The organism is Streptomyces sp. NBC_01478 (assembly GCF_036227225.1).
In the GTDB taxonomy this organism is placed as follows: Bacteria; Actinomycetota; Actinomycetes; order Streptomycetales; family Streptomycetaceae; genus Streptomyces.
The window spans coordinates 7,672,002-7,693,755 of the sequence record NZ_CP109444.1 but is presented as its reverse complement, the minus strand read 5'-3'; the positions used below and the strand labels follow the sequence as shown (position 1 = coordinate 7,693,755).

The following is a 21,754-nucleotide window of genomic DNA, read 5'->3' as shown; positions in this document are numbered from 1 at the left end:
ACAGTCGCGGTCACGGGGAGTCCAGCGGGTCGTCGCAGACCGGGAGGGGGCGCCGCGGGTCGTCGTAGAGAAGCGCGACGTGTGCCGTCCAGGCCGCGTCCTCGCCGCCTTCCTCGCCGGCCTGTTCGCGGAGGGCTCTCAGCCGCTCGGGGAGGGCCGCGGCGCCGTCGACCGAGCCGAGCAACTGGGCGGTACGGCCGTACAGTTCGCCGCAGTCCGTGCCGCACGCGCGTGCGTGCTCGCCGTTGAGGCTCCACAGGGCGACGCCGTATCCGGCGCCGATCGCGTCGGTCAGCGAGTCGGTGTTCTGCTGCGGCGGGCGGCACAGGATCGGCACCGCGTCGGGCGCCGCCGCCTCCAGCGCCTCCTTCGCGTACTCGGGCGAGTGCACCGGCAGCGCCTTGAGCACGTTTCCGGTGACGCCGTCCCAGCGCTCGCGCCACACCGGGGCCGGCTCGCCGCGCCGGTTCAGTGAGCGCAGCACGACCTGTCGCTGCGCGCCCAGGGGCGGCTCGGCGGTCCGTGGCCACTGGTGCGCGTCCAGCCCGAAGTGCTGGACGGGGAGGGCGAGTTCGAGGCGGGCGGGACACTGTTCGGCATCCAGTTTTCCGAACGCCCGGCGCAGCGGCCGGTGCAGCACCCGCTGCAGTTCGGCGAGCGGGGTGCCTTCTTCCCCGGTGTCCTCGTCGAGCATCCGCGCGGTGTCGGGTCCGTCGGGCCAGGACCAGACCCGCCAGTGGAAGCGGTCGCCGGGACCGTAGGGGTCGAGTTCCAACTCGACGGCTACGACGGGCCGTTCACTGTCCGGGACGGTGGGGTCGTCCGCGAGCCGGCCGTCGTCGGCACCGACAGCGGTCAACCCCCGGTCCTCGCCCGCGCGTTCGCGCAGCAGTGCCGCGACGTAGTCGGGGAGCTGTTCGATCCGCGCCTTCACCCAGCGCTCCAGTTCGGCGACGGCGTCCGGTGCCCGCCGTCGGCAGGACTGGGCCACGGCGAGCAGGTAGTGCAGCGCGACGATCTCGGCGCCGTCCGGCTGGTCGTGTGCCCAGCCCTGCCCGTCGCGCCAGTCGACCGGGGCCAACTCGTCCTCCCACAGCGGCTCGTGGCCGAGGACGCGGCTGATCATCCGCTGCAGTTCGGCCGACGAGACGGGAGGCGGCAGTTCGGCGAGCAGCGCGGACGCCTCGGCGCTGTCCCGCGGCCCCCAGCCTCGCCGGCCGGCGGCGGGCAGTTCGCCTTGCAGCCGCACCCAGTTCGGGCCGGCCGTCACGCCGTGATGCCACCGGTCGTGGCTGCGGATGAGCGCCGCGTACGGGTCGGGGCCCAGGCTGTCCTCGCCGCCCACGGCGCGCGCCTCGCGGAAGCCGCGCAGCGCCGTCGCCGCGACGGCGAGGCCGCCGTCCCGGCCGGCGCGGCGGGCCTTGACGATGCCCGCGACGACTCCGTGGTCACGGTCCAGCAGGGGGCCTCCGGAGGCGCCGTGCGGTATCTCCATGTGGGGCGCGAGGGTGAACCCGTACGAGCCGTCCCGGCCGTTGCACTCGCTGTGCCCGTTCCAGCGCTGGGGGGCGCCGCCCGTGGGTGTGCGCCAGCCGAACGCGGTGACCTGGTGCGGCGGGTCGTAGCGATCGGTGAGCCGCACGCACGCGTGGCCGTGCGCCGCGTCATCCTCCAGGCGGACGAGGGCGAGGTCCTGTTCGGGGTCGGTGCCGCCGCCGAGCCAGTACGCGAGCCGGGCCGGGGTGTCGAGTTGATGGCCGCGCACGCGCAGCGTGCCGACGCTTTCGACTCCGGCGTCGAGGGGCAGGACGTGCGCGCAGGTCAGCACCCAGCCGGGCGCGACAAGGAAACCGCTGCCCCAGAGGGTGCCGGGTGCCGCGTCCGGACCGATCCGGACGGTGGCTCGAATCGCCAACTGTTCGAGCTGGCCGGTCATGTGGCGGCGGCGTTCCGGCCGTCGTGGAGCGCCGCCGCGGTGGCGTCCCCTGCCGCCTGCGTGCTGTCCCCGCGCCAGGTGAGCGTGATCGACAGGGCCGCCTTGGCCTCGCCGTCGGCGAGCAGGGCCACGGCCTTGCCCGGCTTCACCGCCAGTTCCACACCGAAGGTGGCGCTGACCTCGTCGGGCCGTACGGCACGCGCCGCCGCGAGCACGGCCCCGCCGACCCCGCTGACCAGTTCGTTGAGCTGGTCGACACGGGCGGCCATGTGGTCGAGGGCGCCGACGTCCTCGTACCCGAACTCGTCGGCCCCGCCGGGCACTTCCTCGGGCGAGAGCACACTGACCCGGGCGAGCACCCGCTCTCCCCCGGGCAGCTCGATCTCCTGGATCATCCGTTCCATCACGCCCCCGTACGACCGTCCCGACCGCCTGTGGTCATTGTGCCCAGGCACGCGCGCGTGAGGTGCGGGATCGGAACCTTTGCCCCCCGCATAACCTGGGGGTGTCAGACCCACGCCCCCAGGAGAATCCCCCGTGTACTTCACCGACCGAGGCATCGAAGAGCTCGAAAAGCGGCGCGGCGAGGAAGAGGTCACCTTCGAGTGGCTCGCCGAGCAACTGCGCACCTTCGTCGACCTGAACCCGGACTTCGAGGTACCGGTGGAACGCCTGGCGACCTGGCTGGCCCGACTGGACGACGAGGACGACGACGAGTAGGTCCTCACGCCCACCAACGGCCGATCACCGATCACCGTTCCTCCGGTTAACGACCCTCAACTGGGGCGATTTATCCGCCTTTGCCGGTTATTCCCTGCCCGACGGCGGCCACTCGAACGAGTGCCTTGACTTTCCAGATCCGCGATATATCGTGTTTCATGGAAGACGCGATATGGCGCGTCGTGTCCCGTCCGGTTCGGCCGAGGAGGTCTGCATCATGTCCGAGTGGTCCGTCGCAGAGCCCAAGAAGCTCACGTTCGACGAGCCCGTGAGCGATCTCCATGTGCGCATCGTCAACGGAACGGTGAACGTCGTGGGGACGGACGAGGGTTCCGCCCGCATCGAGATCTCCGAGATCGACGGGCCGCCCCTGGTGGTGACCCAGGAGAACGGCACGCTGACGGTGGCGTACGAGGACCTGCCCTGGAAGGGCTTCCTCAAGTGGCTCGACCGGAAGGGCTGGCGGCGCAGCGCGGTGGTCTCCCTGGCCGTTCCCGCGAGCACCCGGGTCGAGGTCGGGGTGGTCGGCGCGGCAGCCGTCGTCTCCGGGATCAGCGGGCCTTCGGTGGTGCGCGGGGTCACCGGCGACACCACCCTTGTCGGCCTCTCCGGGTCGGTCCGCGCCGACACGGTCTCGGGGAACCTGGAGGCCCAGGCGGTCACCGGCGACCTCCGCTTCAACTCGGTCTCCGGCGATCTCACCGTCGTCGAGGGGTCGGGACCCTCCGTGCGCGCCGAGTCGGTGAGCGGCTCCATGATCGTGGACCTCGACCCGGACGGCCCGACCGACGTCCGGCTGACCAATGTCTCGGGCGAGATCGCCATCCGGCTGCCGCATCCGGCGGACGCGGACGTCGAGGCCAACACGGCGAGCGGTTCGATCTCCAACGCCTTCGACGGACTGCGGGTGCACGGCCAGTGGGGCGCCCACAAGATCACCGGCCAACTGGGCGCGGGCACGGGGAAGTTGCGCGCCACGACCGTCTCCGGGTCGATCGCGCTCCTGCGGCGGCCGGTGGTGGAGGACGAGGGCGAGGGCGACGACGGTCCGTGGGAGGCGGACGCGAAGGGGCCCTTTCAGGACGACGAGCCCTTCCAGGACGCCGTCCAGGAGAGCGGACGGGTACCTGAGGGCGACGTGACCGGCGCCCCTGCGGACGGGGCTCAAGGCGACTCGGGGGACAATTCCGTTTCCGGCCCGGGCGATGCTTCCGGCACCGCCCCGGCCGACGGTACGACCGACAAGAAGGTGCTCTGACATGCCTCCCGTCTTCGCCCACGGCCGCCTCCGCCTGTACCTGCTGAAGCTGCTGGACGAGGCCCCCCGACACGGCTACGAGGTCATCCGCCTCCTGGAGGAGCGCTTCCAGGGGCTGTACGCACCCTCGGCGGGCACGGTCTACCCGCGGCTGTCCAAGCTGGAGGCCGAGGGCCTGGTCACCCACACCACCGAGGGCGGCCGCAAGGTGTACGCCATCACGGACGCCGGCCGCGCCGAACTGGCCGACCGCAGCGGTGAGTTGGCCGACCTGGAGCTGGAGATCCGCGAGTCGGTCGCCGAACTGGCCGCCGAGATCCGGGCCGACGTCCGGGGCGCGGCGGGCGACCTGCGGCGCGAGATGCGCGCGGCGGCGACCGAGGCCCGTCAGGGAGCCAGGACCGGGCGCGGCCGGCCGGGCGAACACGACAGCCCCGCCGGGGACTTCACGGACTTCGGCGACAAGGAGTCGTGGCGCGCCGCCAAGGAGGAGATGCGCCGCGCCAAGCAGGAGTGGAAGGAGCAGGCCCGGCGCGCCAAGGACGAGAGCCGGCGGGCCCGCGAGGAGGCCCAGCAGGCCCGGCGCCAGGCCAAGGAGGCGCAGGCGCGGGCCTGGGCGCAGGCCCAGGAGGAGATGCAGCGCATCGGCCGCCAGGTCCAGGAGCACGCGCAGGACCACTTCGCGCGCGGCGACTGGCCCACGGGAGTGCGGGAGAGCCTGACCGAACTGGCCAAGGAATTCGGCGACTTCGGCAAGGAGTTCGGCAAGGACTTCGGGTTCGGGGGGCGACCGGGTACGGGTACGGCTACCGGTGCGGGTGCGGGCAAGTCCGCCTCGACGCCGGCGGCGCCCTCGGCACCCGAGTACAGCCAGACCCCGGATGACTTCCCCGCCGAGTACGAACCGGCCTGGGCCCACGAGGACTCCACCGGCGATCCGGCCCGCGATCTGGACCGGCTCCTCGACCGCTTCCGGGACGACATCCGTGACGCGGCCCGCGACCGTGGCGTCACCGAGGACCAACTCCGGGACACAAGGCGCCACTTGTCGGCGGCGGCGGCGCACATCGGGGCGGTACTGCGCGGGGGGCACAAGGGCTGAGCCGACGGTCACGGCAGGGCGGGGCTCCGGCCTGGGCGGCCCGCCCCGTCCCGCCCGCAAGTCAGCCCGCCCCGCCCCGCCCGCGAGTCAGCCCGCCGCCTTCGCGTCTCCCCCGCCGTACAGCACCCGCGTCGCCGCCTCGTGGGTCACCCCGTGGTCGGCGAGCACCTCACCCGGCACGCCGGGAAGGACGGTCAGGGCGAGGAGGAAGTGCTCGTCGCCGACGTGCCGGTCGCGACGGGCGACGGCGATGCGCAGGGACTTCTCCAGGACGTTCTTGGCGCCGCGGCTGAAGACACGGCGGCTCGACCACCACTCCTTGTCCTTGCGGTCACCGGACATCGCCCCGACGCCGTGCACCTCCTCGACCCGGGCGACGATCTCCGAGACGTTGATGCCGAGCCCGGCAAGGGCATCGGCCTCGGCCTGCGAGAGCCCGGCCCGTCGGCGCGCGTCGCCCAGAGCCTGTCGTACGGACTCCTTGCGTTCCTCGGGAGCGAGACCGAGGGCGGCCAGGGCGAAGGAGGCCCGGCTGCCCTGGCGGTCGAGGAGTGCCAGCAGCAGGTGATCGGGGTCGACGGAACCGGACCCCGACCGCTCACGGTGCTCCACCGCACCCCGCACCACGGCGCGGGCGTCCTTCGTGAACCGTTCGAACATCACTGCCTCCCGTACTTCTTGTGCACGGCCTGCCTGCTGACTCCGAGTTCCGCGGCGATCTCCTGCCACGACCAGCCCTGATTGCGCGCACCGCGCACCTGCACCGCCTCCAACTGCTCCACCAGCTTGCGCAGCGCGGACACGGCACGCAGGCCGACCCGTGGATCACGGTCACCCGCACGCTCGGCGAGATCCGTTGCTTCGGTCATGACGTCAACCTACGTTGACACACCCCACATGTCAACCAAAGTTGACAGAAAATGCGGGCACGACGGCACGACGGCACGACGGCACACGCCAACGGCCGGCCCGGGAAACCGGACCGGCCGTCGAAGGGAAATACCGGGGAGCGTCAGCCGTTGGTGAGCACGACCTTGCCGAACTGGCCGCCGGAGTCGAGCCGTTCGAAGCCCTCGCGGGCCCGGTCCATGGGGAGCACCTCGTCGATGACAGGGCGGACACCCGTCGCGGCGCAGAAGGCGAGCAGGTCCTCCAGTTCGTCCTTGGTGCCCATGGTCGAGCCGACGACCTTGAGTTCGAGGAAGAAGATGCGGGTCAGTTCGGCGTGCGAGGGGCGGTCGCCGCTCGTGGCGCCGGAGATGACGATCGTGCCGCCGGGCTTGAGGGACTTCACCGAGTGGGACCAGGTGGCGGCGCCGACGGTCTCGATGACGGCGTCCACGCGCTGCGGCAGCCGCGCACCCGGCTCCACCGCCTCGACGGCGCCCAGTTCCAGCGCGCGCTTCCGCTTGGCCTCGTCCCGGCTGGTCGCGAAGACGCGCAGCCCGGCCGCCTTCGCGAGCACGATCGCGGCCGTGGCGACACCGCCGCCGGCGCCCTGCACGAGCACCGAGTCACCGGGCCGTACACCGGAGTTGGTGAAGAGCATGCGGTACGCGGTCAGCCAGGCCGTGGGCAGACAGGCGGCCTCCGCGAAGGACAGTTCCTTCGGCTTCGGCAGCACGTTCCACGTCGGTACGGCGACCTGCTCGGCGAAGGTGCCCTGGTAGTGCTCGGTGAGGATGGAACGGGGTTCCTTGGGGCCGACGCCGTGACCGGTCTGGCCGATGACGGAGTGCAGGACGACCTCGTTGCCGTCCGCGTCGACACCGGCGGCGTCGCAGCCGAGGATCATCGGCAGCTTGTCCTCGGCGAGGCCCACGCCGCGCAGGGACCACAGGTCATGGTGGTTGAGGGAGGCGGCCCTGACATCGATGACACTCCAGCCCGGCCGGGCCTCGGGGGCGGGACGCTCCCCCAACTCAAGGCCGGAGAGCGGCTGGTCGCGGTCGATTCGGGCGGCGTAGACGGCGAACATGACCTTGACGATAGGCTCCGCCGGTTGACCAGGGAACTACCGGGCGGTGTGACACATGCCCTCTTGCGCGAGGGTGCGGGGCATTCGACCGAGCGCCCCCGGGGCTGCGCCCCCAGACCCCCGCTTCGGCCTGAACGCCCTCGTCCTCAAACGCCGGACGGGCTGAGGGACACGCGCCGGTGCCTCCGCCGAGCACCCGCGGCCGCCGCCCGACCGCCGACCGGCCCCAGCCACCCACGGGCAAGGCCCACTTATAGGCGGTCCGAATGGGTGGGCGGGCGGGTGGGAAAAGGTCCGAGCGACCACGACCCGCGGCCGCCGACGAACCCGAGCCCCCACGGGAGACGCCCACCCCTCAAGTCACCTGAACGGGCGGGCGGGCGGGCAAAGAAATGGCCCCGCCCGAACGGACGGGGCCATTCGGGTCACCGTCGGGCAACGCCCTCCGCCCGCGCCGCCGCCGCGACAGCCGCGGTGACCGCAGGCGCGACCCGCTCGTCGAACGGCGACGGAATCACATAGTCCGCGGCGAGATCGTCACCGACGACACCGGCCAGCGCCTCGGCCGCCGCGATCTTCATGCCCTCCGTGATCCGGGACGCCCGCACCTGCAACGCCCCCGCGAAGATCCCCGGGAACGCCAGCACGTTGTTGATCTGGTTCGGGAAGTCGGACCGCCCCGTGGCGACGACCGCCGCGTACTTGTGCGCCACATCGGGGTGCACCTCGGGATCCGGGTTGGCCATGGCGAAGACGAACGCGCCCTTCGCCATGGAAGCCACCGCAGGTTCCGGCACCGTACCGCCGGAGACCCCGATGAAGACGTCGGCACCTTCCAGCGCCGCTTCCAGCGTCCCGGAGAGCCCCGCCTTGTTGGTGAGCTCGGCCAGTTCCCGCTTCACCGGAGTCAGATCGTCCCGGTCGCGCGAGACGACACCCTTGCGGTCCGCGACGGCGACGTCACCGAGCCCCGCCTCCAGCAGGAACTTGGCGATGGCGACCCCGGCCGCACCGGCACCCGAGATGACCGCCCGCAGTTCACCGAGCTCCCGCCCGGTCAGCCGCGCGGCGTTCCGCAGCGCCGCCAGCGTCACGATCGCCGTACCGTGCTGGTCGTCGTGGAAGACGGGAATGTCGAGCCGCTCCTGGAGCCTGCGCTCGATCTCGAAGCAGCGCGGCGCCGAGATGTCCTCCAGGTTGACGCCCCCGAAGGAGGGCGCGAGACGCACGACGGTCTCGATGATCTCGTCGACGCCGGTGCAGGCCAGCGCGATCGGCACCGCGTCCACGCCGCCGAACTGCTTGAACAGGATCGCCTTGCCCTCCATGACCGGGAGGGAGGCCTCGGGACCGATGTCGCCGAGTCCGAGCACGGCCGTACCGTCCGTCACGACGGCGACCACGGACGACTTCCATGTGTAGTCGTGGACGAGTTCCGGCTGCTCGGCGATCGCGGTGCACACGCGCGCGACGCCGGGTGTGTACGCGAGGGACAGGTCGTCCTTGTCGCGGATCGGCACGGTGGCCTGCACGGCCATCTTGCCGCCGCGGTGCAGCGCGAACGCCGGATCGAAGGAATCGAGGGGCTCGGCCCCGCCGTCCTGATCCGTACTGCTGTCGCTGCGAGGATTGACGATCTCCGCTGCCACTTTGTCTAACCCCTTAGGTCTTCATTGATTTGAGGGTGGCCACTCCCTGGTGAGGGGTGGGCGGGCACCGCGCAGGGCCCAGAGAGTTGATGCGTACGAGCACCTGCGCGACGGGCGCGCCGCACACGCGCCCTGAGCCCCGGATGAGGGGTGTAAAGAACCTTCTTACCGGACGGACCGCACCGAGGACGAGTCCAATAGGCGCAAGGTCACATCTCGTCCGCCTAGGGCGGAACGATGATCGATCACATCGTGAGACATGCCGAAGATCTTCCGGCCGGAACGAGTGATTCCAGCAGATGGTCCGTGATCAGGGCGTCTCGATGTACCGACCTGATGCGATTCGGGGTTCACCCGTTATCCGATTTTGACATGGCTACTCCCCTGAATGGTTCAGTCCGAATGGCAAGATGCCCTAATCACACGAGGTCGCGACACCCGAAGGTGTGTGTTCTCGTCGACCCGTCGGCACCGCCATCCATCCGCCGGAGGAATCCACCATGACCGCACGTTTCACCCGTCGCACCACCGCCCCGCACACCCGGCTGGCAGCGGTCGGTGCGATCGCGGTCGCCGGCAGCCTGCTGCTCACCGCCTGCGGTGACCAGACGGACAAGAGCAGCGACGGCACGGACTCGTCGTCGTCCTCCTCGGCGCCGCTCGCGAGCAAGCTCCCCGCCGACATCCGCAAGGCGGGTGTCATCAAGGTCGGCTCGGACATCGCGTACCCGCCGGTCGAATACATGGAGAACGGCAAGGCCGTCGGTATCGACCCGGACATCGCGGACGCGCTCGGCAAGCAGCTCGGCGTGAAGTTCGAGTTCCAGAACGGCAAGTTCGACAACCTGATCGTGGGCCTCCAGGCCAAGCGCTTCCTGGTGCTCATGTCGGCGATGAACGACACCAAGGCCCGCCAGGACGGCGTCGACTCGGACACCGGCAAGAAGGTCGGCGACGGCGTCGACTTCGTCGACTACTTCACGGCCGGTACGTCGATCCTCGTCCAGAAGGGCAACCCGAAGGGCATCAAGTCGCTGGACGACCTGTGCGGCAAGGTCGTGGCCCTGCAGAAGGGCACCACGTCCGAGGGCATCGCCAAGACGCAGAGCACGAAGTGTAAGACCGACGGCAAGAAGGCCATCAGCCTGCAGACCTTCGACACCGACCCCGAGGCGCTGCTCCGTCTGAAGCAGGGCGCGTCCGTCGCCGACCTCAACGACTTCCCGGTGGCGGCGTACAACGCGAAGACCTCCAGTGGCGGCAAGGACTTCGAGGTCGTCGGCGACCAGATCGAGGCGGGTCCGTACGGCATCGCCGTCGGCAAGTCGAACACCCAACTGCGCGACGCCCTGCAGGCCGCCCTCGCCGCGATCATGAAGAACGGCGAGTACACCAAGATCCTGCAGAAGTGGAACGTCACGGACGGCGCGGTGACCGAGGCCAAGATCAACGGCGGCTCCTGATCCGCGCGACATCGAAAGGCAGTCACCGTGACTGACATTGCCGACCGGGTCCCGCCGCCCGCGCCCTCGGTCCCGCCCGAGCAGATCAAGGCCATCCCGGTGCGCCACTACGGCCGCTGGGTGGCCGGCGTCGTGGTCGTCGGCCTCGTGGTGCTGATCGGGATCGCGTTCTCCAACGCGAAGATCAACTACAGCGTGATCCCCGACTACCTCTTCGACCCGGGCATCGTGGCCGGCGCCTGGACCACGCTGTACATCTCGGTGCTCGCGATGCTCCTCGGTGTCGTACTCGGCGTGATCCTCGCCGTGATGCGGCTGTCGGCGAACCCGGTCACCAGCACGGTGGCGTGGTTCTACATCTGGTTCTTCCGCGGCACCCCGGTCCTGGTCCAGCTCCTGCTCTGGTACAACATCTCGCTCGTCTTCCCCATCCTGAACCTGGGGTTCTACAAGGACGAGATGAACCAGGTGATGACACCGGTCCTCACCGCGCTGCTGGGACTCGGCCTGAACGAGGCCGCGTACATGTCGGAGATCGTCCGGGCCGGCATCCAGTCGGTCGACGAGGGCCAGACGGAGGCGTCCCACGCACTGGGCATGACCCAGGGCAAGACGCTGCGCCGGGTGGTCCTCCCGCAGGCGATGCGGGTCATCATCCCGCCGACCGGCAACGAGTTCATCAACATGCTCAAGACCTCGTCGCTCGCCTACGCCGTCCAACTGCCCGAGCTGATCAAGAAGGCCACGGACATCTCCAGCACCTCGCTGGCAGTCGTAGAGATGTATTTCGTGGCGTGCATCTGGTACCTGTTCCTGACCACGGTCTTCAGCATCGTCCAGTACTACGTCGAGCGCCGTTACGCCCGTGGTTCGAGCCGCAGCCTGCCGCCGACCCCGCTGCAGCGGATGCGGAAGTACCTCCGCATGTTCGGCTCGTTCCGCCGCCCGGAGGTGGCCCGATGACCAGTCTCGCCAAGGACATCGCCCCGAACACCGACGGCCGGCCGATGGTCAGGGCCGAGGCCGTGCACAAGTCGTTCGGGCTGTCGCAGGTCCTCAAGGGCATCGACCTGGAGGTGAACCCGCGCGAGGTGTTCTGCCTGGTCGGCCCGTCCGGCTCCGGCAAGTCCACCTTCCTGCGGTGCATCAACCACCTGGAGAAGATCAACGCCGGGCGGCTGTACGTCGACGGCCGGCTGGTCGGCTACCGGCAGCAGGGGGACAAGCTCTACGAGCTCAAGGAGCGGGAGGTCTCCGCGCAGCGGCGGGACATCGGCATGGTGTTCCAGCGCTTCAACCTGTTCCCGCACATGACGGCGCTGGAGAACGTCATGGAGGCGCCGGTCCAGGTCAAGCGCGAGGCCAAGGCCGTGGCGCGGGAGCGGGCGCGGCAACTGCTGGACCGCGTGGGCCTCGGCGACCGGACGGGCCACTACCCGGCCCAGTTGTCCGGCGGCCAGCAGCAGCGCGTCGCGATCGCCCGGGCGCTGGCGATGCAGCCCAAGCTGATGCTCTTCGACGAGCCGACCTCGGCCCTCGACCCGGAGCTGGTCGGCGAGGTGCTGGACGTGATGCGGGACCTCGCGGCGGACGGCATGACGATGATCGTCGTCACCCACGAGATGGGCTTCGCCCGCGAGGTCGGCGACTCGCTGGTCTTCATGGACGACGGAGTGGTGGTCGAGTCCGGCCACCCGCGCGAGGTCCTGGCGAACCCGCAGCACGAGCGGACCAAGTCCTTCCTCTCCAAGGTGCTTTAGCCGTACGAGAGTTGAGCGGACGGTACGAGAATCGAAGGGGCGGTACGAGATCCTCGTACCGCCCCTTTCTCCGTCCTCGCACCGCCCCCTCTTCCGTCCTCGTACCGCCCCTTCCTCAGTCCTTGGGCGCCTTGGCCTTGGGCATCAGTTGCGGGAGCTGGACCAGCGCGCGCAGTTGGGCCATGGTCAGGGGCGGCGTCTTGAGCCGCGGTCCCAACTGGTTCTTGCTCTCGAAGCCCGTGCTGGCGTTGACGAGGATCGTGTAGCCGTTCCGGTACAGCTCGGCGGTGAGCTCGGGTCCCCAGGTGTTGCCCGCGTCCCGGTGGTTCGCGTGCATGTTTACGAGGGCCATGATGTCGTCGCCGGTCTGAAGCTTCACCTTGGTGCACATCGCCAGGGCGGACGCGTAGGTGCTGCACGGGTCGGGGTTCTGCCAGTTCTTCCGGCTGTCGGTGAGGGTCTGGACGGTGATGTACCCGACGCCACCGCCCTTGTAGACCGCGTACGTCCCGTCGTACCGCCCCAGCACCTTGACGTTCTTCAGTGCCTGGTCCAGGCGTTTCCAGTCCGCGTCCGGGTCGCTGATGTGCTTCAGGTTCACTTCCCGCAGCCTGCCGACGCCCGGCGGCAGCAGTTTCTTGAACTCGCTTGCCCTGGTGGGGTGTTGCGCCGCCGTGACGGCCTTTGAGCCATCCCCCCACAGCAGCCCGGCCCCGCCGGCCACACCCGCCGCCGTCACGCTCGCCACGACTCCCGTCACCGCGGCCCGCCGTCGCATCCGCACCTGGCGTGCCCGTGCGAACACCGCCTCCGTGCCGCCCCCCGGCGACACCGGAACCCCCTCCAGTGCCCGCCCCAACAGCTCCCGCGCCTCGGTCGTCTCCACCTCGTTGACGCTCATACGTGTTCCTCTTCCTCCCGCACCGCGGCCCTCATCGCCGCGAGCCCCCGCGCCGCATGGCTCTTGACCGTGCTCTCCCGCATGCCGAGCAGCTCCGCGGTGGCGGCCACGCCGAGGTCCTCCCAGTAGCGCAGCACCAGCACCGCCCGCTGCTTGGGCGTGAGCCTCGCGAGCGCCGCCCGCACCACCAGCCCCGTGTCGTTGTCCGCCAACTCGCCGGGTACGTCCGGCACTTCGCCGTACGCCTGCTCGCGCCGCCAGAACCGTCGCCGTCCCGCGATGAAGGTGTTGATCAGCGTCTTGCGCGCATACGCCTCGAGGTTGTCCAACCGCCCGTGCCGGCGTGCGCCGAGCACCACCTTCACCAGCGCCGTCTGGACCAGGTCCTCCGCCTCGTCGCGGTTCCCGCACAGCAGATACGCGCTGCGGAACAGCGCCGTACGTCTGCCTTCGACAAAGGCGTGCAACGCCGTCTCCGCGCCTCTCCCCACCACTGCCCCTCCCCGGGCGGCCCTTCGCGACGGGCAGCCTCACTCCTGTCAGTGCGTCGGGCCCGCCCGCAGGACGCAGCAGAGGCGGTACGGATTTCCCGTACCGCCTCTTTCCGCGTGTGCGGGGCTACTTCAGTGCGAGCAGCAAGGTGTCGGACGGCGAGCACCACACCGCCCGTGCCTCCCCGAACCCCTTCTCGCGCAGCACGCGCGCGTGCCATGCCTGCGAGGGCATGTCACCGTCCGCGTGGTCGCCGTAGATCTCGAAGCGCTGGGCCGTGGGTGCGCCGAGGACCGGGTCCTGGGCGGCGAGTTGCCACCACTCGGCCCAGTCGAGGGCGCCGTTCTTCATGGCCTGATCCATACGGGCCTGGCGCTGGGTGTGCTCGATCGCGTTGATCCGGGGCGTGGTGTCGTCGATCATGTGGTCGGCGTTCATGAAGACGCCGCCGTGGCGAACCAGACCGGCGAGTGTGCCGTAGAGAGCCGCGAGGGGTTCGTCGCGCAGCCAGTGCAGGGCCGTGGCGGTGAGGACGGCGTCGTACGAGTCGTACGGCAGCTTCGTCGTCCACTCCGGGTCCTTGAGGTCGGCGGTCACGAAGGAGACCCGGTCGTCGCCCTCGAAGGTGCCGCGGGCGATGGTGAGGAGGGCGGGGTCGAGGTCGACACCGGTGCTGGTGGCGTTCGGGAAGCGGGCCAGGAGCCTGGCCGTGATGCTGCCGGTGCCGCAGGCGAGGTCGAGGATGCGCGGCTCGGGGCCGACGGCGGCCTCGACCATGTCGAGCATGATCCGGAAGCGGTCCTCCCGGTCGGGCATGTACCACTCCTGCTGCCGGTCCCAGCTCTCCTGCCAGGCCTGCCAGTCGGTTCCGATACCGGTCGTCATGAGGACCCCCTGTCCACTCACTGTCGTAATACCCTGGAAGCACGATCGGCTGTTACCCGACCGCTGCCACGACAATAGAGCGCCTCTGTAAGGACTACAAGTGGAACTGGCCTATTACTCGGACTATGCCGTACGCCTCGTCAACACCGAGGAACCGGCGCGGGGCAAGGACGCCCTGACCTCGGTCGAGGCCGTGCGGGACCTGTTCGGCGCCAACAAGGAGGCGGCCCGCCGCGCCGCCGACGCCGACGTCACCCGCTTCCGTTCGGTCCGGGCACGGCTGCGGGCGGTCTTCGAGGCGGCCGACGGCGGCGACGAGACCCTCTCCGTGAACCTGCTGAACTCGCTCCTCCTGGAGTTCCCGGTCAGCCCGCAGATCTCCGGGCACAACTTCCGCGACGAGGACGGCCGCCCGCTGTGGCACATGCACCTCGCGGACCACCCGTCGAACGCGACGGCCGGCTACGCGGCGATCGCGGCGATGGGCCTGGCCTTCCACCTCACCGAGTACGGCGTCGACCGCCTGGGCCTGTGCGAGGCGGCGCCGTGCCGCAACGCCTATCTGGACACCTCGACGAACCGCTCCCGGCGCTACTGCTCGGACCGCTGCGCGACCCGCGCCAACGTGGCCGCCTACCGGGCCCGGAAGCGCCTGGAGGCCGGACGGTCGGGAAAGACGGGCCTGGCGGCCGAGAGCGCCCAGCGGACGATCGCGAGCGGCGAGCGCTGACCGGGCGTGAACGGCCGGTACCGGAACCGCACCTTGCCCAGCACGAGTTCCTCGGGAACGGTGCCGTAGTCGGTGCTGTCCCCGCCGGCGAACGCGTTGTCCCCGAGCACCCACCACCCCCCGTCCCGCCGCTCCACGGCCCGCTTGACGACCAGCAGGTCCTGCTGGAACGGATGCCGCAGCACGACGATGTCCCCGGGCCTGACCCTGGCGCCGTACTGCACCACGAGCACATCCCTGTGCAGCAGTGTCGGCACCATGGACGGCCCGGTCACCTCGGCCGTCCCGAAGGGCAGTACGGCCCTCCCCCGCTCGGTCTCCTGCGACAGCTCCGGCATCCCCGGCACCTCCCCGGTCCTATCCTCCACCAGTCTGAGTCAGACCCTGGACTTTTGTCCTAAGCCCATGGGGGCACTCGCGAAATCAGCTTCTCCAGGGAGTAATGTCCCACCTGAGAAGACGATCACGAGGAAGGAACGCTCCATGCTTTCCCGCCTGTTTGCCCCCAAGGTGAAGGTCAGCGCGCACTGCGACCTGCCCTGCGGTGTGTACGACCCGGCCCAGGCCCGCATCGAGGCGGAGTCGGTGAAGGCCGTGCAGGACAAGATGGCCGCCAACGACGATCCGCACTTCCAGGCGCGCGCCATCGTCATCAAGGAGCAGCGCGCCGAGCTCGCGAAGCACCACGTCTCGGTGCTCTGGAGCGACTACTTCAAGCCCCCGCACTTCGAGAAGTACCCGGAGCTGCACCAGTTGGTCAACGACACCCTGAAGGCCCTCTCGGCCGCCAAGGCGTCCACCGACCCGGCGACGGGCCAGAAGGCGCTCGACTACATCGCCCAGATCGACAAGATTTTCTGGGAGACGAAGAAGGCCTGACACCCAGTCGGCCCGTCCCGACCGACCGGCGATCGGTGCACCATCGCAGGTCAGTGGGCGCGGGGCAGGGGCTCCACCGGTTCGCCGGCGGGGCCCCTTCGTCGTGTACGTCGACTCGTCCCAACCCCCCTCCCTCCGCCCCCGTGCCATCCTGGACAACGTGAACCGCGACGATCTCGTACGGCTGCGCCAGGCCCGTGACCGCATGAACCGCGAGTACGCCGAGCCGCTCGACATGGCCTCGATCGCGCGGACCGCGCTGATGTCGCCGGGCCACTTCCAGCGGAGTTTCCGTGCCGCGTACGGGGAGACGCCGTACAGCTATCTCATGACGCGGCGGATCGAGCGGGCGAAGGCGTTGCTGCGGCGCGGGGACCTGAGCGTGACCGAGGTGTGCATGGCGGTCGGCTGTACCTCGCTCGGTTCCTTCAGCTCGCGCTTCACCGAGCTGGTCGGCGAGACCCCCAGCGCGTACCGCGCCCGTTCCCACGAGGCCGGCGCGGTGATCCCCTCCTGTGTGGCCCGCACCTTTACCCGGCCCAACCGGGCGGGACCGCCCCTCCGGCCCTAGCCTGTCGTCCATGGATCTCAAACTCCGCCAGTGCTTCATCGCCGTCGACGACCACGACAAGGCGCTCGCCTTCTACTGCGACGTCCTGGAGCTGGAAATCCGTAACGACGTCGGTTTCGAGGGCATGCGGTGGGTGACCGTGGGGTCGCCGTTGCAGCCGGACGTGGAGATCGTCCTGGAGCCGCCGGCCGCGAACCCGGACGCCTCCCCCGCCGACAAGCAGGCCATGGCCGAGCTGCTCGCCAAGGGCACCCTGCGCGGGGTCAACTTCACCACCGCCGACTGCGACGCCCTCTACGCCCGCGTCCAGGAGTCCGGCGCGGAGGTGGTCCAGGAGCCGACGGACCAGCCGTACGGCGTCCGCGACTGCGCGTTCCGCGACCCGGCCGGGAACATGCTGCGGTTCATGCAGCGCAGCGGGGACTGAAATCCGCGGGAGCGGGTCGCGCCCTCCGGCTTACGATCACGCCATGAGCACCCCCGCCGGCATCCGCTGGACCTACGCCTTCGTCGACCGCCCGCGCGCGCTCCTCGACCCCGCCCTCGCCTTCTGGACTGCGGTCACGGACACCCGGCCGTCCGAACCGCGCGGTGAGCAGGGGGAGTTCGTCACCCTGTTGTCGGAGGGGACCGACGCCTGTGTGAAGGTCCAGGGTGTCGGGTCGGGGCCCGGCGGTGCTCATCTCGACTTCTCCGTCGAGGACGTGCCGGCGTTCGTGGCGTCCGCGCTGGCACTCGGCGCGGACACCGTCACCGAGCACGAGCACGACGGCTGGGCCGTACTCCGGTCCCCCGCCGGGCAGTTGTTCTGCGCCGTCCCCTGGCACGGCGAGTCCGTACGGCCGCCCGTCGTGGCCGGGAGCCGCCTCGACCAGGTCTCCCTCGACATCGGCCCCGGCTCCTTCGACGCCGAAGTCGCCTTCTGGAGCGCCCTGTTGCCCGACTGGGCGTCGCTGGCCGGCGCGCTTCCGGAGTTCCATGTGCTCAAGCCCCCGACCGGCCTGCCGATCCGCGTCCTGCTCCAACGGCTCGGCGAGGACCGCCCCGCCACGGCCCATCTCGACCTGGCCTGCGCGGACATCGACGCGACGACGGCACAGCACGAACGGCTCGGCGCCACCGTCGTCTCCCACGGCACGCACTGGACGGTGATGCGGGACCCGGCGGGCGGTGTCTACTGCCTGACGGGACGCGACCCGGAGACCGGCGGGCTGCCCAGCCGCGGCTGACGCAGACGACGACCACCCGGGGGTCGTTGTACCGCGCGTCCGTCGGCCTGGGGCAGGCGCTCGCCGTGTCCTGGTTCTCCGGTCGCTGCCATCGCGTCCCGGCGGGCGCCCGCTCGTCGCCGGAGTCCCGCAGCCACAGCGTGAGGCCGCCCCGACGGCCACCGCGACCACCCACCCGATCAGGGCCCGGCGCCATAACCGGCTCAAGCCGCCCACACCTCCACGTCGACCACCGCGTCCGCCGGAATCGGCCCGTAGATGTGCGGGAACTCCTCCCCGCCCGGCTTCGGTGCCTCGTACTTCAGCGGTGCGCCGAGCCGTCCCGGGTCCACCACCAGGACCACCAGCTCGTCGGGGCCGTCGTAGGAACCGTACAAAAAGGCTGCCACGCGCGGGAGTTGGGTGCGGGTCGAGCAGTGGATGAAGCCCTCCTCCTGGAGGGTGCGGCCACGGGTCGACCACTCGTAGGTGCCGCGCTCGCGGGCCGCGTCCCACAGGGCGCGCTCGGTGATGTGGAGGATGGGGGCGGTGGGTTCGTTTTCCGGCATGGGATCACGCTACGGCTTCGGTTCGCGCCACATCGGGAACATGCGCGGGCCGTCCGGCAGGTCGATGGTGTTGTCGGTGAACGAGTAGCCGAGCCGCTCGTACAGCTTGGTGCTGCGTTCACTGCTCGCCTCCAGGTAGGCGGGCAGTCCCTCGCGGTCGCAGCGCTCCAGGACGTGCCGGATGAGCGCGGCGCCGAGGCCCTCGCCCTGCCGGGCCGGTGCCACGGCGATCATCCACAGGTACTCGTGGGCCCGGCCGGCGGGATGCCCCTCCGCCATGAGCCGGGCGATCGTCTCGACCCGCTCGTTGTCCGGATCCACCAACTCCCGCAGCCCTACGGCCTCGTCCTCCCCCTCCTCCGCATGCGCCTCGCCCGGCACCGACAGCCACAGCGCGCACGCCGCGCCGTCCTCGGCGAGGTCGATACGGCCGTCGGCGAACACGGCGTCGGCGAAGGCCGCCATCAGCCGGTGGTGGGTCGTACGGCGGTACTCGGCGTCGGGGAAGACCCAGCCGCTCACCGGATCGTCCTGGAAGGCCTCGTCCAGCAGCCCGACTATCAGCTCCCGGTCACCCTCGCCCGCCGCCCGGATCGCCACGCCCATGTCCCGCCCCCACGTCTCAACAGTCGTATTCCGTACGGGTGTTGAGCCTATCCGGATTTGAGCGAAGGGGAACGGGCCCCGCGCACCGTGGGGATGCGCGGGACCCGCCCGTCCGGAGCCCGGTGGCCGCGCGGAGTCAGGGCCGCACGGCTGCCGAAGGCTCCGGAGCCTCAACTGCTGCGCCGGGTCACGAACTCGGCCAGCGCGAGCAGACCGCCCGCGTCCTGCGGGTCCGGAATCGCCCGGGCCAGCTCCTGCACGGCTCGCGCCATCCGGTCGGCCGCCTGGGCCTGCGCCCAGTCCCGGCCACCCGCCCGCTCGACGGCGAGCGCGGTGCGCTCCAACTCCCCTTCCTCGTACGGCAGTCCGTACAGCTCCGCGAGTTCGGCGGCCGCCGGTGTGCCCGAGGTGAGGGCGGCGACCACGGGCAGGGACTTCTTGCGGACGGCGAGGTCGGCGCCGGCCGGTTTGCCGGTGCGGCCGGGGTCGCCCCATATCCCGATGACGTCGTCGATCAGTTGGAAGGCGAGCCCGGCCTGGCGGCCGAACGCGTCCAGCGCCTCGACGTCCTCGGCGGACGCCCCCGCGTACAGCGCGCCCACCGCGCAGGCACAGCCGAGCAGCGCGCCGGTCTTGGCCTCGGCCATGTCGAGCACCTCGTCGAGGGTGACCTCGCCGGGGGCGCGTTTCTCCATGGCGGTGTCCGCGTGCTGGCCCGCGCACAGTTCGACGACACAGTCCGCGAGCCGGGCCGCGGCGGCCGAGGACGCCGGGTGCGGGTCCTCGGCGAGCAGCCGCAGGGCCAGCGCCTGAAGCGCGTCCCCGGCGAGGATCGCGTCCGGGTCGCCGAACACGGTCCACGCGGTGGGCCGGTGTCTGCGGGTGGTGTCCCGGTCCATCACGTCGTCGTGCAGCAACGTGAAGTTGTGGATCAGCTCCACCGCCGCCGCGGCCCGCAGCGCGCTCGCGCGCGCCCGCTCGCCGCCGAGCGCGGTGGCGGCGGCCAGGACGAGGGCGGGGCGGATCGCCTTGCCCGCGTTGCCCGCCGCCGGAGTGCCGTCCGCGTGCTCCCACCCGAAGTGGTAGAGCGCGATCCGGCGCATCGAGCCGGGCAGCGAGTCGATCGCCGAGCGCAGCTCGGGGTCGACGGACGCCCTGGCCCCCTCCAGGATCACCGGCGCCTCGTGCCCGTCGAGCGGCGGGGTGCCGCCGGGCGTCCGCGTCCCGTCGAGCGGCGGTGTCCCGTCGGCGGGCTGTTGCGTCTCCGTCCTGATCTCGGCCATGGGGTCCCCCTCGGAGAATCCGCGGACGGTGACACCTGTGCTGCGACCGGTCGGCTGCGACCGGGGTGTCCCCGCCCTGACGGGCGGGGACACCTCGTTCAACTGCTGAAACGTCACCTCCAGCGGCCGATCTCGACGTTCTCCAGAACGCCGAGGGCGTCCGGCACCAGGACCGCCGCCGAGTAGTAGGCCGTCACGAGGTACTTGATGATCGCCTGTTCGTTGATGCCCATGAAGCGCACCGACAGGCTCGGCTCGATCTCGTCCGGGATGCCGGCCTGCTGGAGGCCGATGACGCCTTGGTCGGCCTCGCCGGTACGCATGGCGATGATTGAGGTGGTCCGCCGGTCGCTGACCGGGATCTTGTTGCACGGGTAGATCGGCACCCCGCGCCAGGTCGGGATGCGGTTGCCGCCGACCTCGATGGACTCCGGGACCAGTCCGCGCTTGTTCAGCTCGCGGCCGAACGCGGAGATGGCGCGCGGGTGGGCGAGGAGCATCCTGGTGCCGCGCCGCCTGCTGAGCAGCTCGTCCAGGTCGTCCGGGCTGGGCACCCCGTCGTGCGGCTGGAGGCGCTGGTCGTACTCGCAGTTGTTGAGCAGGCCGAACTCGCGGTTGTTGATCAGCTCGTGCTCCTGGCGCTCCTTCAACGCCTCGACGGTGAGCCGCAGTTGCTGCTCGGTCTGGTTCATCGGCTGGTTGTAGAGATCGGCCACGCGCGAGTGGATGCGCAGGACGGTCTGGGCGACGCTCAGTTCGTACTCGCGCGGCCGGGCGTCGTAGTCGACGAACGTGTGCGGGATGTCCGGCTCGCCGGAGTGGCCCGAGGCGAGGTCGATGGACTTCTCGCCGTACTTGTTGGTGCGCTGCTCGGGGATCGAGCGCAGGTGCGCGAGGTGTTCGCGCAGGGTGTCGGAGCGCTCCGCGACCTGCTCGACGTCCCCTCGGGCCAGGATCAGCACCGTGCAGGCGGTGTCCGCGCGGGCCGTGTACTCCCAGATGGCCTCCGGGTCGAGCAGCGCCTCGTCGCCGAAGTAGGCGCCGTCGGCGAGGACTCCGAGGACCGTGTCGTCGCCGTACGGGCCCGTGCCGACCTTCTCCACCCTGCCGTGCGCCAGCAGGTACACCTCGTCGGCCTGGCCGCCGAACGACGCGATCGCCTCCCCCGGGGCGTACTCGCGCTGCCGGCAGCGGGTGGCCAGCTCCGAGAGCACCTCCTCGTCCTCGTAGTCCCGCAGCGCGGGCAGTTCGCCGAGCTCCGCGGGGATGACCTCGACGCGGTCGCCGGTCTTCACGAATGTCACCCGGCCGTCGCCCACGGAGTAGCTCAGCCGTCGGTTCACCCGGTATGTGCCACCCTGCACGTTCACCCACGGCAGTGTGCGCAGCAGCCAGCGGGAGCTGATCTCCTGCATCTGCGGCGCGGACTTCGTGGTGGTGGCCAGGTTCCGCGCAGCCGCCGTGCCAAGACTCTGCTGCGGCTTGTTCTGGTCCGCGCGGACCTCTTCGCCTACCGACATAGAGAAATGCCCTCCCCATTCATGCCGGGCCCTGTGTGCCCGGCATCCTTCTCGCGCACCAGCCTTCCTCACTCAGCGTGCCGGTGGTATTACCCGAAAGAGCGGGAATGGATCTTCAACTGCTGGGCACGGGGGCTGTTTACCTCGAATGTTGTTCGAGTTGCCGCCGGGGCCGCCGGTGTCCGGATCGACTCGCACGCCGTACGAACAAGTCGTCCGTACCGGATTTTTTCGGTACAAGCGG

General features: G+C 70.5%; 25 protein-coding genes. 11 read left to right on the top strand and 14 right to left on the bottom strand.

The features are described from left to right. Nucleotides 1–10 precede the first annotated feature (10 nt). On the bottom strand, nt 11–1,936 hold the full coding sequence (locus OG223_RS35020; RefSeq protein ID WP_329257288.1) for a VMAP-C domain-containing protein: 1,926 nt from the start codon (nt 1,934–1,936) through the stop codon (nt 11–13). Continuing rightward, nucleotides 1,933–2,340: a CU044_2847 family protein gene (locus tag OG223_RS35015; RefSeq protein WP_329257285.1), complete on the bottom strand. Its 408-nt coding sequence runs from the start codon at nt 2,338–2,340 to the stop codon at nt 1,933–1,935. The genes OG223_RS35020 and OG223_RS35015 overlap by 4 nt, the downstream gene beginning before the upstream one ends. A 133-nt stretch (nt 2,341–2,473) precedes the next feature. On the opposite strand from OG223_RS35015, the gene OG223_RS35010 reads away from it, so the two are divergent. From OG223_RS35010 to OG223_RS35000, 3 genes are all read left to right on the top strand, one after another. Further along, complete coding sequence (locus OG223_RS35010) at nt 2,474–2,656, top strand: DUF6104 family protein (protein ID WP_019075209.1); 183 nt, start codon at nt 2,474–2,476, stop codon at nt 2,654–2,656. Between the two features lie 217 nt (nt 2,657–2,873). After that, entirely contained in the window at nt 2,874–3,914 is a 1,041-nt protein-coding gene (locus tag OG223_RS35005; RefSeq protein WP_329257281.1) for a DUF4097 family beta strand repeat-containing protein, read from the top strand. Between the two features lies 1 nt (nt 3,915). Then, nucleotides 3,916–5,016, top strand: a complete 1,101-nt coding sequence (locus OG223_RS35000; protein WP_329257278.1) for a helix-turn-helix transcriptional regulator — start codon at nt 3,916–3,918, stop codon at nt 5,014–5,016. A gap of 87 nt (nt 5,017–5,103) precedes the next feature. Here the strand turns inward: OG223_RS35000 and OG223_RS34995 are convergent, their stop codons facing one another. From OG223_RS34995 to OG223_RS34980, 4 genes are all read right to left on the bottom strand, one after another. Then, nucleotides 5,104–5,676: a Clp protease N-terminal domain-containing protein gene (locus OG223_RS34995; RefSeq protein ID WP_329257274.1), complete on the bottom strand. Its 573-nt coding sequence runs from the start codon at nt 5,674–5,676 to the stop codon at nt 5,104–5,106. Continuing rightward, nucleotides 5,676–5,885 (bottom strand): helix-turn-helix domain-containing protein, encoded by a 210-nt coding sequence (locus OG223_RS34990; RefSeq protein ID WP_105975866.1) that lies wholly within the window; start codon nt 5,883–5,885, stop codon nt 5,676–5,678. Before OG223_RS34990 ends, OG223_RS34995 begins: the two co-directional genes overlap by 1 nt. Nucleotides 5,886–6,028: 143 nt before the next feature. After that, nucleotides 6,029–6,994 carry a zinc-binding dehydrogenase gene (locus OG223_RS34985; RefSeq protein WP_329257264.1) on the bottom strand — a complete coding sequence of 322 codons (966 nt, stop codon included), beginning with the start codon at nt 6,992–6,994 and terminating at the stop codon, nt 6,029–6,031. Between the two features lie 425 nt (nt 6,995–7,419). Continuing rightward, nucleotides 7,420–8,643, bottom strand: a complete 1,224-nt coding sequence (locus tag OG223_RS34980; RefSeq protein WP_329257261.1) for an NAD(P)-dependent malic enzyme — start codon at nt 8,641–8,643, stop codon at nt 7,420–7,422. Nucleotides 8,644–9,143: 500 nt separating this feature from the next. Here OG223_RS34980 and OG223_RS34975 point away from each other — a divergent pair, with 500 nt between their 5' ends. From OG223_RS34975 to OG223_RS34965, 3 genes are read left to right on the top strand one after another with little or no spacing between them, the layout of a single operon-like run. After that, nucleotides 9,144–10,106 (top strand): ABC transporter substrate-binding protein, encoded by a 963-nt coding sequence (locus OG223_RS34975; protein WP_329257258.1) that lies wholly within the window; start codon nt 9,144–9,146, stop codon nt 10,104–10,106. Nucleotides 10,107–10,133: 27 nt separating this feature from the next. Then, complete coding sequence (locus OG223_RS34970) at nt 10,134–11,069, top strand: amino acid ABC transporter permease (RefSeq protein ID WP_329257254.1); 936 nt, start codon at nt 10,134–10,136, stop codon at nt 11,067–11,069. Further along, nucleotides 11,066–11,866, top strand: coding sequence for an amino acid ABC transporter ATP-binding protein (locus tag OG223_RS34965; protein ID WP_329257251.1), 801 nt, complete (start codon nt 11,066–11,068; stop codon nt 11,864–11,866). The genes OG223_RS34970 and OG223_RS34965 overlap by 4 nt, the downstream gene beginning before the upstream one ends. Before the next feature lie 115 nt (nt 11,867–11,981). Here OG223_RS34965 and OG223_RS34960 read toward each other — a convergent pair whose 3' ends face one another. The 3 genes from OG223_RS34960 to OG223_RS34950 form a co-directional block, all read right to left on the bottom strand. Beyond that, nucleotides 11,982–12,767 carry a hypothetical protein gene (locus OG223_RS34960; RefSeq protein ID WP_329257248.1) on the bottom strand — a complete coding sequence of 262 codons (786 nt, stop codon included), beginning with the start codon at nt 12,765–12,767 and terminating at the stop codon, nt 11,982–11,984. Then, on the bottom strand, nt 12,764–13,258 hold the full coding sequence (locus tag OG223_RS34955) for a SigE family RNA polymerase sigma factor (protein WP_329257245.1): 495 nt from the start codon (nt 13,256–13,258) through the stop codon (nt 12,764–12,766). The genes OG223_RS34960 and OG223_RS34955 overlap by 4 nt, the downstream gene beginning before the upstream one ends. A 127-nt stretch (nt 13,259–13,385) precedes the next feature. Beyond that, the gene (locus tag OG223_RS34950; protein WP_329257242.1) at nt 13,386–14,144 is read right to left on the bottom strand and encodes a class I SAM-dependent methyltransferase; all 759 of its coding nucleotides are present in this window, start codon (nt 14,142–14,144) and stop codon (nt 13,386–13,388) included. Nucleotides 14,145–14,244: 100 nt separating this feature from the next. Here OG223_RS34950 and OG223_RS34945 point away from each other — a divergent pair, with 100 nt between their 5' ends. Then, the gene (locus tag OG223_RS34945) at nt 14,245–14,874 is read left to right on the top strand and encodes a CGNR zinc finger domain-containing protein (protein WP_329257239.1); all 630 of its coding nucleotides are present in this window, start codon (nt 14,245–14,247) and stop codon (nt 14,872–14,874) included. On the opposite strand, the gene sodX is transcribed toward OG223_RS34945, so the two are convergent. Beyond that, nucleotides 14,778–15,212, bottom strand: a complete 435-nt coding sequence (gene sodX, locus OG223_RS34940; RefSeq protein ID WP_329257236.1) for a nickel-type superoxide dismutase maturation protease — start codon at nt 15,210–15,212, stop codon at nt 14,778–14,780. The genes OG223_RS34945 and sodX overlap by 97 nt on opposite strands. A gap of 145 nt (nt 15,213–15,357) precedes the next feature. Between sodX and sodN the strand changes: the two genes are divergently transcribed. The 4 genes from sodN (at nt 15,358) to OG223_RS34920 (ending at nt 17,553) form a co-directional block, all read left to right on the top strand. Next, entirely contained in the window at nt 15,358–15,753 is a 396-nt protein-coding gene (gene sodN / locus OG223_RS34935) for a superoxide dismutase, Ni (protein WP_019058247.1), read from the top strand. A gap of 160 nt (nt 15,754–15,913) precedes the next feature. Continuing rightward, complete coding sequence (locus OG223_RS34930) at nt 15,914–16,324, top strand: helix-turn-helix transcriptional regulator (protein WP_019058262.1); 411 nt, start codon at nt 15,914–15,916, stop codon at nt 16,322–16,324. A 10-nt stretch (nt 16,325–16,334) separates the two neighbouring features. Further along, nucleotides 16,335–16,751 (top strand): VOC family protein, encoded by a 417-nt coding sequence (locus OG223_RS34925; RefSeq protein WP_019072193.1) that lies wholly within the window; start codon nt 16,335–16,337, stop codon nt 16,749–16,751. 43 nt (nt 16,752–16,794) lie between these two features. Next, the gene (locus OG223_RS34920) at nt 16,795–17,553 is read left to right on the top strand and encodes a VOC family protein (RefSeq protein WP_329257230.1); all 759 of its coding nucleotides are present in this window, start codon (nt 16,795–16,797) and stop codon (nt 17,551–17,553) included. A gap of 203 nt (nt 17,554–17,756) precedes the next feature. On the opposite strand, the gene OG223_RS34915 is transcribed toward OG223_RS34920, so the two are convergent. The 4 genes from OG223_RS34915 to OG223_RS34900 form a co-directional block, all read right to left on the bottom strand. Continuing rightward, nucleotides 17,757–18,101, bottom strand: coding sequence for a DUF952 domain-containing protein (locus OG223_RS34915; RefSeq protein WP_329257227.1), 345 nt, complete (start codon nt 18,099–18,101; stop codon nt 17,757–17,759). 9 nt (nt 18,102–18,110) lie between these two features. Then, nucleotides 18,111–18,707 carry a GNAT family N-acetyltransferase gene (locus OG223_RS34910; RefSeq protein WP_329257224.1) on the bottom strand — a complete coding sequence of 199 codons (597 nt, stop codon included), beginning with the start codon at nt 18,705–18,707 and terminating at the stop codon, nt 18,111–18,113. A gap of 170 nt (nt 18,708–18,877) precedes the next feature. Then, a complete protein-coding gene (locus OG223_RS34905) occupies nt 18,878–19,990 on the bottom strand; it encodes a family 2 encapsulin nanocompartment cargo protein polyprenyl transferase (RefSeq protein ID WP_329257222.1) in 1,113 nt (370 codons plus the stop codon). Between the two features lie 113 nt (nt 19,991–20,103). Then, complete coding sequence (locus tag OG223_RS34900) at nt 20,104–21,510, bottom strand: family 2B encapsulin nanocompartment shell protein (RefSeq protein WP_329257219.1); 1,407 nt, start codon at nt 21,508–21,510, stop codon at nt 20,104–20,106. Nucleotides 21,511–21,754 lie beyond the last annotated feature (244 nt).

Excerpts from the sequence above, each read along its gene's own strand:
- OG223_RS35020 (WP_329257288.1), bottom strand. The coding sequence starts at position 1,936 with ATGACCGGCCAGCTCGAACAGTTGGCGATTCGAGCCACCGTCCGGATC.
- OG223_RS35015 (WP_329257285.1), bottom strand. The coding sequence starts at position 2,340 with ATGGAACGGATGATCCAGGAGATCGAGCTGCCCGGGGGAGAGCGGGTG.
- OG223_RS35005 (WP_329257281.1), top strand. The coding sequence starts at position 2,874 with ATGTCCGAGTGGTCCGTCGCAGAGCCCAAGAAGCTCACGTTCGACGAG.
- OG223_RS35000 (WP_329257278.1), top strand. The coding sequence starts at position 3,916 with ATGCCTCCCGTCTTCGCCCACGGCCGCCTCCGCCTGTACCTGCTGAAG.
- OG223_RS34995 (WP_329257274.1), bottom strand. The coding sequence starts at position 5,676 with ATGTTCGAACGGTTCACGAAGGACGCCCGCGCCGTGGTGCGGGGTGCG.
- OG223_RS34990 (WP_105975866.1), bottom strand. The coding sequence starts at position 5,885 with ATGACCGAAGCAACGGATCTCGCCGAGCGTGCGGGTGACCGTGATCCA.
- OG223_RS34985 (WP_329257264.1), bottom strand. The coding sequence starts at position 6,994 with ATGTTCGCCGTCTACGCCGCCCGAATCGACCGCGACCAGCCGCTCTCC.
- OG223_RS34975 (WP_329257258.1), top strand. The coding sequence starts at position 9,144 with ATGACCGCACGTTTCACCCGTCGCACCACCGCCCCGCACACCCGGCTG.
- OG223_RS34965 (WP_329257251.1), top strand. The coding sequence starts at position 11,066 with ATGACCAGTCTCGCCAAGGACATCGCCCCGAACACCGACGGCCGGCCG.
- OG223_RS34960 (WP_329257248.1), bottom strand. The coding sequence starts at position 12,767 with ATGAGCGTCAACGAGGTGGAGACGACCGAGGCGCGGGAGCTGTTGGGG.
- OG223_RS34950 (WP_329257242.1), bottom strand. The coding sequence starts at position 14,144 with ATGACGACCGGTATCGGAACCGACTGGCAGGCCTGGCAGGAGAGCTGG.
- sodX (WP_329257236.1), bottom strand. The coding sequence starts at position 15,212 with ATGCCGGAGCTGTCGCAGGAGACCGAGCGGGGGAGGGCCGTACTGCCC.
- sodN (WP_019058247.1), top strand. The coding sequence starts at position 15,358 with ATGCTTTCCCGCCTGTTTGCCCCCAAGGTGAAGGTCAGCGCGCACTGC.
- OG223_RS34925 (WP_019072193.1), top strand. The coding sequence starts at position 16,335 with ATGGATCTCAAACTCCGCCAGTGCTTCATCGCCGTCGACGACCACGAC.
- OG223_RS34920 (WP_329257230.1), top strand. The coding sequence starts at position 16,795 with ATGAGCACCCCCGCCGGCATCCGCTGGACCTACGCCTTCGTCGACCGC.
- OG223_RS34915 (WP_329257227.1), bottom strand. The coding sequence starts at position 18,101 with ATGCCGGAAAACGAACCCACCGCCCCCATCCTCCACATCACCGAGCGC.
- OG223_RS34910 (WP_329257224.1), bottom strand. The coding sequence starts at position 18,707 with ATGGGCGTGGCGATCCGGGCGGCGGGCGAGGGTGACCGGGAGCTGATA.
- OG223_RS34905 (WP_329257222.1), bottom strand. The coding sequence starts at position 19,990 with ATGGCCGAGATCAGGACGGAGACGCAACAGCCCGCCGACGGGACACCG.
- OG223_RS34900 (WP_329257219.1), bottom strand. The coding sequence starts at position 21,510 with ATGTCGGTAGGCGAAGAGGTCCGCGCGGACCAGAACAAGCCGCAGCAG.